This is a genomic window from Aeromonas genomosp. paramedia (assembly GCF_023093515.1).
GTDB lineage: Bacteria > Pseudomonadota > Gammaproteobacteria > Enterobacterales > Aeromonadaceae > Aeromonas.
Genome location: NZ_JAAROG010000001.1, coordinates 246,707 through 258,734 on the forward strand (window position 1 = coordinate 246,707; position 12,028 = coordinate 258,734).

Sequence of the window (12,028 nt, forward strand, 5' to 3'; positions counted from 1 at the left end):
TATAAGCGGGGGCCAAACCTGCAAAAAATGAATTTAAATTATGAAAAATATGCCAAATTGGCATTATTTGGCGATCACCCCAGACGAGCGTCCCATGGATATCCGAGCCCTGCGTTACTTTGTCGAACTGGTGCGGGAGAAGAGTTTCACCCGCGCCTCCGAGAAGCTGTTCGTCACCCAGCCCACCATCAGCAAGATGATCCGCAGCATGGAGGAGGAGCTGGGCCAGCCCCTGCTCAATCGGGAGGGGCACAGCTTCACCCTGACCGACAGCGGCCAGGTGCTGTTTGCCCGCGGCCAGCTGATCCTGGCCCAGATGCAGCAGCTGGAGGCTGAGCTTGCGGATCTGCAGAGCCTGCAGCACGGGCGCCTGGCGCTGGGCATCCCCCCCATGGTGGGCCACGTCTATGCGGATCTCATCCGCGCCTACCGCAGCCGCTACCCCAAGGTGGAGCTCTCCATCGTCGAGTACGGCGGGCGCCGCATCGAGCAGGCGGTGCTGGAGGGGGAGCTGGATCTCGCCATCACCATGTTGCCGACCAGGGAAGAGGGGGTGCTGAGCGCCCTGGAGCTGGACTGCTATCCCATTCAGGTGGTGCTGCCTGACCTGCCCCGCTGGCGCGGGGATAGCGAGATCCGGCTGGCGGATCTGCAGGAGGAGCCCTTCCTGCTCTACACCCAGGCCTTCACCCTGAGCGAGCGGCTGGAGCAGGCCTGCCGGCAGGCGGGCTTCGTGCCCCAGGTGGCGGCGCGCAGCAGCCAGTGGGATTTTCTCACTGCCATGGTGCGCAGCGGCATGGGGGTCGCCTTCCTGCCCGAGCCCATCTGCCGGCGGCTGACCCCGGACGGCCTGGTGCTGAGGCCCTTGCTGCCGGAGCTGAGCTGGCGGCTCGGGGTGATCTGGCCCGCGAAGCGCTACCTCTCCCGCACCGCCGAGGCCTGGCTCGCCCTGTGTCGCGAGCAGGGGGCGCGGGGCTAGGCGCTACTTGCCGATCTTATCCTCCTTGTCGTGGGGAGGCACACCGAAGGCATCCTGGGCCGGATCATAGAGATAGGATCTGTAGTCGCTCCCCTCGCCGGGCAGCTGGGGGTTGCTCAGCCTGAACAGCTGGCGCGAGGCCAGCTGGGTGAACGCCAGGGAGGGTTGGAAGTGCTGGCGCCAGAGCCGTTTGAGTGAGCCGTCCTGCCAGGCCAGCCGCAGGCCGAGCTGGATGCGCTCGCGCTCCTTGTCGTAGGTGGCATGGCTGTAGAAGGCGTGGATCAGCGGGTAGAAGAGGGCCACATGGCGATCGACGGCGAGGGTCGGCAGCCTGGGGTGGTGGGTCTCCCACTCCGCCAGTATCTCGTTGGCGCCGCGACAGAAGAGATCGACCCGGCCACGGGCCACCATGCGAAACAGCGACTCGTAGTTGTCCACCTCCTGCACCTGGAAGCCGTTGTGGCGCAGGATGTCGGCATCCTGCCACTCCTTGCCTGTCCCCTGACTGAACGCCTGAAGCTGGGCCAGGGTACGGACCCCGGCCAGATCCTTGGCGCGGTCAGCCGCGACGAAGCAGACCCGGTAACCGAGAATGCCGAGATCGATGGGGAAGGGGATCAGGCTGACCTCGGGGTGAGGCGTCTTCTGGGGCCAGCTGTCGACGATGAAGAGGGCACTCTTGCCCGGTTTTTGCACCTCGAGCCGCATCCGCGCCTTGTTCATCTTGAGGGAGTCATGCAGTTCGTAGTCGCCGTATTGCTGGCGGGTCTTCTCCAGCGCCAGCCGCATCGCCTCCCGGTAGTAGTCCATGCGGGCATCCTGTTCGTTTTCCGGGCTGAGCAGGGTAAATCGGGTGGCCGCCATCGGGGAGGAGGAGAGGGAGAGCGTGAGGAGCAGGAGCAGGAGTCGATACATCTTGGCCGGGTTCTACAACGGGATTGTGCCCATTATAGTTCGCTGCCCCACCGGCGACACAGCCCTATTGGCCTCCGGCTCCTCTGACCTCTGGGCCTGGCCCCAGACGGCTTTCATAAGCAAACCGGATTGGCGACACAGTGCGATTGTCCCCCCGGCTCCTCTGACCTCTGAACCCGGCCCCAGACGGCTTTCATAAGCAAACCCGATGGGCGACACAGTGCGATTGGCCCCCGGCTCCTCTGACCTCTGGGCCTGGCCCCAGACGGCTTTGGGGCCCGGACGCATCGGGCCTCCAGGCCTATCCCAAGCGGTTCCATCAACAAGCCCGATTGGCGACACAGTGGATTGCCCCAACACCTCTGACTTGTGTGGCTCGTCTCAGAGGGTTTCCATCAGGGCACCCAGCTGACGACACAGCCGGCGCAGGGTCTGGTTGTCGAGGCAGCCGAAGCCGAGCAGCCAGCCCTCCCGGGTGGGAGGGGCGAGGTGATACTGGCGCAGGGGGCGCACCCCCAGCCCCCGGGCGTTGGCCGCCTCTGTCCAGCGGGCCTCGCCCCCGGCGGGGAGCAGCACGGCGCACTGCAGCCCGGCGCCGCTGTGGATGGGGGTAAGCCTGGGGCAGTGTTCGGCCAGCTCGGCCAGCAGCAGATCCCGCCGGCTCTGGTAGACGAGGCGGCTCTGGCGCAGGTGGGTGGCGAAGTGGCCGGCGCGGATGAAGTCCGCGGTGACCGCCTGCTGCAGCTGGTTGCTGTGGCCGTCGACGGCGGCGCGGGCCCGGCTGAAGGCCTCCATCAGGGGGCGTGGCAAGACCAGGTAGGCGAGGCGCAAGGAACCAAACAGCACCTTGCTGAAGGTGCCCACATAGAGGACGCGCCCCTGGCTATCCAGTCCCTGCAGGGCGGGGAGCGGCCGCTGATCGTACTGGTACTCCCCGTCGTAGTCGTCCTCCAGGATCCAGGCCCCGCGCCGCTCGGCCTCCGCCAGCAGCGCCATGCGGCGCGGCAGGCTCATGGGCACGCCCAGGGGGTACTGGTGGGCCGGGGTGCAGTAGATGAGCCTGGGGCTGGGGTGTTCACCGGCAGGGTTGAGCCCCTCGGCGTCCACCGGCACCGGATGGATGCGGGCGCCGGCGCTCTCCATGGCGGTGCGGGCCCCGGGATAACCCGGATCCTCCACCCAGACGGTGTCACCGGCATCGATGAGCAGCTGGGTCGCCAGCAATATGCCCTGCTGGGAGCTGGTGAGGATCAGGATCTGCTCCGGCTCGCACACCACGCCCCGCGACTGCACCAGGTAGCTGCTGATGGCGGTGCGCAGCTCCCCAAGCCCTTGGGGATCCCCGTAATTCATCCAGTCGCTGGCCCCCCGGCGCCACTGCTGCTGCATCAGGCGACCCCAGAGTGCCTGGGGAAAGAGGCGGGGATCCGGCTGGCTGGAGGCAAAGGAGTTGCCCACCTCGGGCACCTCGTGGCAGGCCCCCCCTTGCGCCAGCTCCTGACCACGGCGGGAGAGCCCCGCCGCCGACTGGGGCGGGCGCGGAGCTGGGCGCACCGCCGCCAGGGCGACGAAGCTGCCGGCTCCCACCTTGCGCACCAGATACCCCTCCGCCTCCAGCCGGCCATAGGCCAGCTCCACAGTGCTGCGGGAGACGCCGAGATCCCGGGCCAGCATGCGGCTGGCCGGCAGCCTGCCGTGCAGCGGCAGATGGCCCGCCAGTATTGCCTCCCGCAGGGTGCGGACCAGCTGTTCGTGCAGGGGAAGATCGTTTTGCTGCTGGTCGGCAAAGAGGGTCGGCAGGACTGTCATGGCACTTCCCGTTGCGGATAAATTGGTCTGCCCATATTGGCAAAATTGGTCGGCGTGGCAAGGCCATTTTGTCGCTACATTGGTGGACAAGGAAGTGAAGCAATCCCATTGGCAACACACATTGGCTACAGAAGGAGTCTGCATGTCGGAATACAGTGCCACCATCAGCTGGCAGCGAGGGGCCAGCGAACCCTTTGTCGATCAGCGCTACAGCCGGGCCCATGAGTGGGCGTTTGACGGTGGGGTCAGGGTGCCCGCCTCCTCCTCCCCTCATGTGGTGCCCTTGCCTTACTCGGTGGCCGAGCACGTGGATCCCGAGGAGGCCTTCGTCGCATCCCTCTCCAGCTGTCACATGCTGACCTTCCTCTGGCTGGTCGCCAGGGCGGGTTATCTGGTGGAGAGCTACCGGGATGAGGCCGTCGGCGTTATGGAGCCGAATGAGAAAGGTCGCCAGTCCATCACCCGGGTCACTCTGCGCCCCAGGGTGGTGTTTGGCGGCGAACGCCGGCCCGATCTCGCCGCGCTGGAGCGGCTGCACCACCAGGCCCACGAGGAGTGCTTTATCGCCAACTCGGTCAACACCGTCGTCACCACAGAGATAGCACTGTAATCACAAGGAGGTTCAGGATGAGTCATGTATTGAGTACCGGGGTTGCGAGCCCGCTGGAGGCCAGCGCCTTCTTCGAGGCCCAGTTGAAGTTTCGCACCGATCCGGCGGATCTCGCCGCCGATCTGTTAGCCGGGGAGGTGGGTGAGGGGGGCAGCATAGTGGTCATCGACACCCGCTCCCCCGCGCACTACGCCGAGGGCCATATCCCGGGGGCCATCAACTTCCCCCATCGCACCATGAGCCCGGCGACCACCCAGGGGCTGTCGCGGGACAGTGTCTATGTCTGCTACTGCGATGGCATCGGCTGCAACGGCTCGACCCAGGGAGCGTACAAGCTGGCGGCGCTCGGCTTCAGAGTCAAGGAGCTGATCGGCGGCCTGCACTGGTGGCGCCAGGACGGCTTCGCCGTCGCCACCGGTAGCGAACCTGGGGTGCTGCTGGAAGGGGGGATCGCCTGTGCCTGCTGAACCCCTCTTCAACGGCCATGGCCAGCCTCTGGGGAGTGCGCTGCCAGACTGGCGGGGTGCCGAGTTTCCCCCTCACCGCGTGCTGAGCGGCTGGGGCTGTCGCCTGGAACCGCTTGATCCCGAGCGCCACGGCGGCAGCCTGTGGCAGGCCTTCAGTGCCGACAGTGGGGCCATGTGGACCTATCTCACCAGCGGCCCCTTCGAGGATGAGGCGGCCATGCTGGCCTGGCTGCGAGGCGTCGCCGCCAAGGTCGATCCCCAGTTCTATGCCATTGTCGATGCGGGGAGCGGCCGGGCGCTGGGGCTCGCCAGCTACCTGCGCATCGACCCCGTCGCGGGCAGCGTGGAGGTGGGCTGGCTGCACTTCTCGCCGGCCCTGCAGCAGTCGCGGCTGGCGACGGCGGCCATGGCGCTGATGATGGCCAATGCCTTCGCCCTGGGGTATCGCCGCTACGAGTGGAAGTGCAACGCGCTCAACTGGCCCTCGCGCAAGGCGGCGCTGCGTCTCGGCTTCAGTTACGAAGGGACCTTCCGCCAGGCCCGGGTGGACAAGGGGCACAGTCGGGATACCGCCTGGTTCTCGGTGATAGACGGCGAGTGGCCGGCACTGAAAACGGCCTTCGAGCGCTGGCTGGCGGAGGATAACTTCGACGGGCAGGGGCGCCAGCGGTTGCGACTCTCCGAGCTGACCGCCGAGGTGCACCGCACCTAGGCGAATGAGTGGTAGCGACAAGGGCGGCATCGAGCCGCCCTTGTCATCTCCCCAGCCATCTCCCTTCTCTGCACGCGGGCCACCTTCAGGTCCCGAAGAAACCTAGGCCTTTCTCTTTACATCTCTCCCCTTGCATTAACTTCAGCTTACTGTATTTTACATTTAAAGATTTTAGTCTTTCGAACGAAAGCAAAAAGGAAGGGAGCGAGGGATATCATGGCTGACACTTTTACCTGTGAAACACTGCCCGCCGATCACAAGGCGGCTATCCGCGAGATGAAGCGGGCGCTGCGCGCCCGGCTTGGCGATGTGAACGCGCTGTTTCGGCGGCTGAGCCAGAGGATCGAAGAGCGCCTTGCCGAGATTGAACGGCTGAAGGCGAGCGGAGACCCCGTGTGGCCGGTGCTCGATTATCGCGATGTCGCCGCAGGCTGCGTGCCGGAGTCGGTGCGCGAGCTGATCAAGCGGCGGGGTTGTGCCGTCATCAAGGGCCATTTCCCCCGCGAGCAGGCGCTGGCCTGGGATCAGTCGATGTTGGCGTACCTGGACCATAACCGCTTCGACGACATCTACCAGGGCCCCGGCGACAGCTTCTTCGGCTCTCTGGAGGCCTCGCGGCCCGAGATCTATCCCATCTACTGGTCACAGGCACAGATGCAGGCACGCCAGAGCGAGCAGATGGCGTCGGCGCAGTCCTTCCTCAATCGGCTCTGGACCTTCGAGCGCGATGGCAAGCGGTGGTTCGACCCCGACATCAGCGTGATCTATCCGGACCGGATCCGCCGCCGCCCGCCCGGCACGACCTCGAAGGGGTTGGGGGCCCATACCGACTCGGGGGCGCTGGAGCGCTGGCTGCTGCCGGCCTACCAGCGGGTATTCGCCAGGGTCTTCGATGGCCGGCTCGACAGCTATGATCCCTGGGATGCCGCGCACCGCACCGAGGTGGATGAGTATACGGTCGACAACACCACCAAGTGCTCCGTCTTCCGCACCTTCCAGGGGTGGACCGCGCTCTCCGACATGATCCCGGGGCAGGGTTTGCTCCATGTGGTACCCATTCCCGAGGCGATGGCGTACATATTGCTGCGCCCGCTGCTGGACGACGTGCCGGAAGACGAGCTCTGCGGCGTCGCGCCGGGCAGGGTATTGCCCGTCTCCGAGCAGTGGCACCCCTTGTTGATCAAGGCCCTGACCTCGATCCCTGCGCTGGAGGCGGGTGATTCCGTCTGGTGGCACTGCGATCTCATCCATTCGGTGGCCCCGGTCACCGACCAGCAAGGCTGGGGCAACGTGATGTATATACCGGCGGCGCCCATGTGCGACAAGAACCGGGTCTATGCGCACAAGGTGAGGGCGGCGCTGGAGCTTGGCGCCTCGCCGGGCGACTTCCCGCGGGAGGACTACGAGACCGACTGGCGTGATCGCTTCACTACGGCCGATCTGAACCGCAATGGCCGACGGGCGCTGGCGATGGAGGACTGATGGCCTCCTTCGCCAGCTGTATCGGGTTGGTGCCTTGAGGTGCGACCCGTCACGGGACAGGGAGAAACGACAAGGGCGGCCATCGGGCCGCCCTTGTCATCTGCATCGCTTGCGCAGTATCACTCGCCTATGGGGGCGGCAATCCAGTTCATCAGGCGCACCATGTCCTCCGGGGCTACCCCGACCGAGAGGCCGCGCTTGCCGCCACTCACCAGTATCTCGCCAAAGGCCATGGCGGAGTCGTCCAGCACGGTCGGCAGCAGCTTCTTCTGGGCCAGCGGGCTGATGCCACCCACCTTGTAACCGGTCAGCTTCTCGGCGTCGGCCGGCTTCATCATCTCCACCTTCTTGAGCCCGGTGGCCTTGGCGAGCTGCTTGAGGCTGCACATGCCGGAGGAGGGGACTATGGCGACCACCGCCTGCTTGTCGTGGTGGGCCAGCAGAGTCTTGAACACCTGAGCCTGGGGCAGGCCCAGCTGGGTCGCGGCATGCTTGCCGAAATCGTCGTGGGCCTCGCACTCGTAGGGGTAGAGCTTGTGGGGGATCTTGAGCTTCTTCAGCAGGTTGATGGCGGGTGTCATGGGGTCTCCTCGGGCCGGAACAAGGCCAGACAGTCTGCGCCCGGGCAACGGGCATGGCAAGTGGTCGTCCTCGATGGCGCGCATCTCGAGCGGGCCCCAATAGCGAAACGGCCTCGTCACACCTATGATCTGGGGCTGTCTCTTCCCCTGCCTATACTGGCTGTGATCAGGTGTTGGCGATCGAAAGGAATCCTGGCCATGAATACCCCGGTAAACAGCTTCATCGACATGGGTCCCCTGGGGCGTTATGACGCCCTTGCCAGGCTGACCGCCCTGGACCGGGCCTATGGCATAGTCGAGTTCGATCTCGATGGCCGCATGGTGTCGGTCAACGGGTTGTTCTGCGACCTCCTCGGCTATGGGGCCGAGGAGATGATAGGCCAGTCCCATCTGTTGTTTCTTCCCCCCGAGCAACAGGAGAAGCACGATAGCTTCTGGCAGGGGGTACTCAGCGGCGAGATCCGCTCGGGGGAGTTTCGCCGCATCATGCGCGGGGGCGGCAGTGTCTGGATCCATGCCACCTACATGCCCGTCACCGACGAGGCGGGGACCCTGCTCGGGGTGATCAAGCTGGCCCACGACATCACCTCAGAGGTGCTGGCCAAGCAACGGGTCGAGCAGCAGAGCCAGCTGTTCGACATCGTCGTGGCCGCCCACCAGAGCTTTCTGCTCGATCGCAATCTCGGCTCCGCCTGCGACACCGTGTTCGAGCGGCTGCTGAGCGTGAGCCAGAGCGCCTACGGCTTCATCGGCATCATCCAGTACGAAGAGGATCGCCCCAGCCTCTACATCCCCTCCATCTCCAACATCTCCTGGGACGAGGCGACCCACGCCTGGTACGAGCAGCAACGCCAGAGCCGAGGGGGGCTCATCTTCAGCAAGCTCGACAACCTGTTCGGCCACGTGGTCACCCACAACACCCTGGTGTGCTGCAACGATCTGCCGAGTCATCCGGCGAGTCGCGGCGTCTCTCCCCGGGGTCATCCCCATCTGGACAGCTTTCTCGGCATCCCCATCCGCCACAAGGGGGAGGCCATCGGCATGATAGCCCTGGCCAACCGCCCGGGCGGCTTCGACGAAACCCTGGTGAGCTTGCTGGAGCCGCTCACCACGGCCCTGGGCACCCTGATCCACGCCCGCAATCTGGAGGACGAGCGCAGCCGGATGGAGCGGGTACTGCGCTTCAACGCCGAGCACGACTTTCTCACCAGGCTGCCCAACCGCAGCAGCTTCTTCAGCCAGGCCAATGTGCTGCTCGAGCACATCCAGCGCCATCCGGCCGAGGGGGAAGCCTGTTGCCTGGCCCTGATCGACATCGACTTCTTCAAGCAGATCAACGATGAGCATGGCCACCTTGCCGGGGATGCGGTGCTCGAGGAGCTGGCCCGTCTGCTGATGCAGGCTGTGCGCAGCCAGGATCTGGTGGCGAGGTTCGGCGGGGAGGAGTTCATCATGCTGCTGCGCGGCACCACCCTGGAGGAGGCCCGCGCCATCATGGATCGCACCCGCCAGCAGATAGAGCAGCACCCCTTCCTGCATCAGCACCAGGCAATAGCCGTCACCATCAGCGTGGGCCTCACCCCCTATCAGATGAGCTACCGCTGCATGGATGACTGGCTGCTGTGCGTGGATCAGCGCCTCTACGAGGCCAAGCGCCGGGGACGCAACCGGATTGCCTAGCCTGGCCAGACAGCAGAAATAGCAAGGGCGCCATATAGGCGCCCTTTTATGTCAGGAAATGAAGCTGGGTAGCCCGGCCATCAACCCGTGTTGCGCATGCCAGCTGCTATGCCGGCGATGGTGACCATCAGCGCCTGATCCAGCTCGGGGTGCAGGGTCTCAGGGTTCTTGCGCGAGCGGCCAAGCAGCTCGACCTGCAGCACGTTGAGCGGGTCTGTGTAGGGGTTGCGCAGCTTGATGGACTCCTTGATCCAGGGCTGGTCGTCCAGCAGGTCTCCCTGCGGGCGCAGCTCCAGCACCACCTGGATGGAGTCGGCAAGCTCCTGACGCAGCTGCTTGCCGAGGGCCCACAGCTCTTGCGGTACCAGACGGGTGTCGTAGTACTCCGCCAGCCAGAGGTCGGCTTTGAGGAACACCATCTCCAGCATCTCGAGACGGGTGCGGAAGAAGGGCCACTGGCGGCTCATCTCGTCCAGCACGCTCTTCTGGCCGTCATCTATGGCCTGCTGCAGCCCCTTGTGGGCACCGAGCCAGGCCGGCAGCATCAGCCGGTTCTGGGTCCAGGCGAAGATCCAGGGGATGGCGCGCAGGCTCTCGACGCCGCCGTTGGGCTTGCGCTTGGCGGGACGGGAACCCAGCGGCAGCTTGCCGAGCTCCATCTCCGGGGTGGCGGCGCGGAAGTAGGGCACGAAGTCCGGGTGGCCGCGCACTATGCTGCGGTAGTGATCGCAGGAGACGGTGGCCAGCTGCTCCATCACGGCGCGCCAGCACTCCTTGGGCTTGGGCGGCGGCAGCAGGTTCCCCTCCAGCACGGCGCTGGTGTAGAGGTTCAGGCTGTGGATGGCGACCTTGGGCAGACCGAACTTGAAGCGGATCATCTCCCCCTGTTCGGTGACCCGCAGACCGCCACGCAGGGATCCCGGCGGTTGGGACAGGATCGCCTGATGGGCGGGGGCGCCGCCGCGACCCACGGTGCCGCCACGGCCATGGAACAGGGTGAGGCGGATATTGTTGGCTTCAGCCAGCCCCACCAGGGATTCCATGGCGGCGTACTGGGCCCAGCCGGCGGCCATCATGCCCGCGTCCTTGGCGGAATCCGAGTAGCCGATCATCACGTACTGGCGACCCTGGATGTAGCCGCGATACCAGTCCACCGACAGCAGGCGATCCATCACGGCGGTGCCCGCCATCAGATCTTCCTGGGTCTCGAACAGCGGCGCCACCGGCATGCGGAACTTGCAGCCGGCCTCTTTCAGCAACAGCTGCACCGCCAGGACGTCGGAGGGTGCACCGGCCATGGAGATGATGTAGATGCCGAACGCATCCGGGTCGTGACCGGCGATCACCCGGCAGGTGTCTATGGTCTCGCGGGTCTCGTCGCTCGGTGCCCAGTCGGTGGGGATCAGCGGGCGGCGGGAGTTCAGCTCGTTGAGCAGGAAGGCCTGCTTGTCGTCCTCGCTCCACTCGGCGTAGTCCCCCATGCCGAGGTAGCGAGTCAGCTCGGAGAAGACCTGACCGTGACGCTCGCCGTCCTGGCGGATGTCCAGCTTGACCAGATGGATACCGAAGCAGGCCAGCTTGCGCAGCACGTCCAGCAGCATGCCGTCGGCGATGTTGCCCATGCCGCAGGCGTGCAGGGAGTGGTAGCAGAGCTCCAGCGGCTCGCGCAGCTGGGCGGTGCTCTTGATGAGATCGCGGCTCTCGCTCGCCTGACCCTGCACCTTGGCGGTGAGGAACTCCTGGGTCTCGCGCAGCTGTTCGCGCAACTCGCGCACCAGGGCGCGGTAGGGCTCGGGGTTGTCACCGACCCGGGCGCGCACGGCGTCGGTGCAATCGGACATGGAGAGCTCGGAGGTGAGCTCCTTGATGTCCTTGTAGAAGAGGTTGACCGCCATCCAGCGGCCCAGCTCCAGCACCTCGGCGGTCACCTTGGCGGTGACGAAGGGGTTGCCGTCGCGGTCACCGCCCATCCAGGAGGTGAACTTGACCGGCGCGGCATCCAGCGGCAGTCGCACACCCAGGTGGTGTTGCAGACGCTCGTCCAGGTTGCGCATGAATTCGGGAATGGCCGGCCACAGGCTGTTCTCCACCACGGCGAAGCCCCACTTGGCCTCGTCCACCGGGGTCGGGCGCTGCTCGCGGATCTCGTTGGTGTGCCAGGCCTGATTGACCAGCTGTTCGATGCGATTGAGGATCTTGTCCCGCTCGCGGGGCAGCAGATCGGAGAGCTCCAGCGCCTCCAGGCAGTCGTTGAGCTGGACGTGCTTGTGGATCAGGGTACGACGGGTCACCTCTGTGGGGTGGGCGGTCAGCACCAGATCGATGTCCAGCTCGCGCACCGCCTGGATGATGGCCTCCTGGGAGAGGTTGGACGCCTTGAGCTTGGCGAACATCTGCTCCAGGGGATCCGGGGTGCAGACCTGCTCTTCGCAGCGGCGAGAGATGGTGTGGAACTGCTCCGCCACGTTCGCAAGGTTGAGGAACTGGCTGAAGGCGCGGGCCACCGGCAACAGCTCGTCATCGGAGAGGGTGCGCAGGGTCTCGAGCAGGCGCTCTCTGTCTGCCTCGTTCCCCTTGCGGGAAGACTTGGCCAGTTGACGAATGGTCTCAATCTTGTCGAGGAAGGCCTGCCCCTGATGATCCTTGATGGACTTGCCCAGCAGCTGGCCCAACATGCCTACGTTGGCCCGTAGTGCGGCGTACTTTTCGTTCATTCCACATCCTTATTTTGTTGGTGCCCCCTGACCTTCCAGGCGGGAGGCGACCTCACTTATTGTTGTGCGATTACAACAT

The 12,028-nt window shown here is 65.3% G+C and carries 10 protein-coding genes; 6 read left to right on the plus strand and 4 right to left on the minus strand.

Going from position 1 to position 12,028, the window contains the following annotated elements; all coding sequences use genetic code 11:
* Window positions 1–94: 94 nt before the first annotated feature.
* Window positions 95–979: a LysR family transcriptional regulator gene (locus HB860_RS01275; protein WP_202047244.1), complete on the plus strand. Its 885-nt coding sequence runs from the start codon at window positions 95–97 to the stop codon at window positions 977–979.
* Window positions 980–982: 3 nt separating this feature from the next.
* Here the strand turns inward: HB860_RS01275 and HB860_RS01280 are convergent, their stop codons facing one another.
* Both HB860_RS01280 and HB860_RS01285 read right to left on the minus strand, forming a co-directional pair.
* A complete protein-coding gene (locus HB860_RS01280) occupies window positions 983–1,894 on the minus strand; it encodes a hypothetical protein (protein ID WP_247625498.1) in 912 nt (303 codons plus the stop codon).
* A gap of 381 nt (window positions 1,895–2,275) precedes the next feature.
* Window positions 2,276–3,703, minus strand: a complete 1,428-nt coding sequence (locus HB860_RS01285; RefSeq protein ID WP_247625499.1) for a PLP-dependent aminotransferase family protein — start codon at window positions 3,701–3,703, stop codon at window positions 2,276–2,278.
* Window positions 3,704–3,845: 142 nt separating this feature from the next.
* Between HB860_RS01285 and HB860_RS01290 the strand changes: the two genes are divergently transcribed.
* From HB860_RS01290 to HB860_RS01305, 4 genes are all read left to right on the plus strand, one after another.
* The gene (locus HB860_RS01290; RefSeq protein WP_247625500.1) at window positions 3,846–4,313 is read left to right on the plus strand and encodes an OsmC family protein; all 468 of its coding nucleotides are present in this window, start codon (window positions 3,846–3,848) and stop codon (window positions 4,311–4,313) included.
* Window positions 4,314–4,330: 17 nt separating this feature from the next.
* A complete protein-coding gene (locus HB860_RS01295; protein WP_247625501.1) occupies window positions 4,331–4,780 on the plus strand; it encodes a rhodanese-like domain-containing protein in 450 nt (149 codons plus the stop codon).
* A complete protein-coding gene (locus tag HB860_RS01300; protein WP_247625502.1) occupies window positions 4,770–5,492 on the plus strand; it encodes a GNAT family N-acetyltransferase in 723 nt (240 codons plus the stop codon). The genes HB860_RS01295 and HB860_RS01300 overlap by 11 nt, the downstream gene beginning before the upstream one ends.
* A gap of 216 nt (window positions 5,493–5,708) precedes the next feature.
* Window positions 5,709–6,974 (plus strand): DUF1479 domain-containing protein, encoded by a 1,266-nt coding sequence (locus tag HB860_RS01305; protein WP_247625503.1) that lies wholly within the window; start codon window positions 5,709–5,711, stop codon window positions 6,972–6,974.
* Window positions 6,975–7,093: 119 nt separating this feature from the next.
* On the opposite strand, the gene ybaK is transcribed toward HB860_RS01305, so the two are convergent.
* Window positions 7,094–7,555 carry a Cys-tRNA(Pro) deacylase gene (gene ybaK, locus HB860_RS01310; RefSeq protein WP_202047239.1) on the minus strand — a complete coding sequence of 154 codons (462 nt, stop codon included), beginning with the start codon at window positions 7,553–7,555 and terminating at the stop codon, window positions 7,094–7,096.
* Between the two features lie 198 nt (window positions 7,556–7,753).
* On the opposite strand from ybaK, the gene HB860_RS22140 reads away from it, so the two are divergent.
* Complete coding sequence (locus HB860_RS22140; protein WP_282101137.1) at window positions 7,754–9,235, plus strand: GGDEF domain-containing protein; 1,482 nt, start codon at window positions 7,754–7,756, stop codon at window positions 9,233–9,235.
* An 80-nt stretch (window positions 9,236–9,315) separates the two neighbouring features.
* Here HB860_RS22140 and ppc read toward each other — a convergent pair whose 3' ends face one another.
* Window positions 9,316–11,949 (minus strand): phosphoenolpyruvate carboxylase, encoded by a 2,634-nt coding sequence (gene ppc, locus HB860_RS01325; RefSeq protein ID WP_202047237.1) that lies wholly within the window; start codon window positions 11,947–11,949, stop codon window positions 9,316–9,318.
* Window positions 11,950–12,028: the final 79 nt, after the last annotated feature.

What these genes read in the sequence shown, in the direction of transcription:
- HB860_RS01275 (WP_202047244.1), top strand. Translation starts at nt 95, where the DNA reads ATGGATATCCGAGCCCTGCGTTACTTTGTCGAACTGGTGCGGGAGAAG.
- HB860_RS01280 (WP_247625498.1), bottom strand. Translation starts at nt 1,894, where the DNA reads ATGTATCGACTCCTGCTCCTGCTCCTCACGCTCTCCCTCTCCTCCTCC.
- HB860_RS01285 (WP_247625499.1), bottom strand. Translation starts at nt 3,703, where the DNA reads ATGACAGTCCTGCCGACCCTCTTTGCCGACCAGCAGCAAAACGATCTT.
- HB860_RS01290 (WP_247625500.1), top strand. Translation starts at nt 3,846, where the DNA reads ATGTCGGAATACAGTGCCACCATCAGCTGGCAGCGAGGGGCCAGCGAA.
- HB860_RS01295 (WP_247625501.1), top strand. Translation starts at nt 4,331, where the DNA reads ATGAGTCATGTATTGAGTACCGGGGTTGCGAGCCCGCTGGAGGCCAGC.
- HB860_RS01305 (WP_247625503.1), top strand. Translation starts at nt 5,709, where the DNA reads ATGGCTGACACTTTTACCTGTGAAACACTGCCCGCCGATCACAAGGCG.
- ybaK (WP_202047239.1), bottom strand. Translation starts at nt 7,555, where the DNA reads ATGACACCCGCCATCAACCTGCTGAAGAAGCTCAAGATCCCCCACAAG.
- HB860_RS22140 (WP_282101137.1), top strand. Translation starts at nt 7,754, where the DNA reads ATGAATACCCCGGTAAACAGCTTCATCGACATGGGTCCCCTGGGGCGT.
- ppc (WP_202047237.1), bottom strand. Translation starts at nt 11,949, where the DNA reads ATGAACGAAAAGTACGCCGCACTACGGGCCAACGTAGGCATGTTGGGC.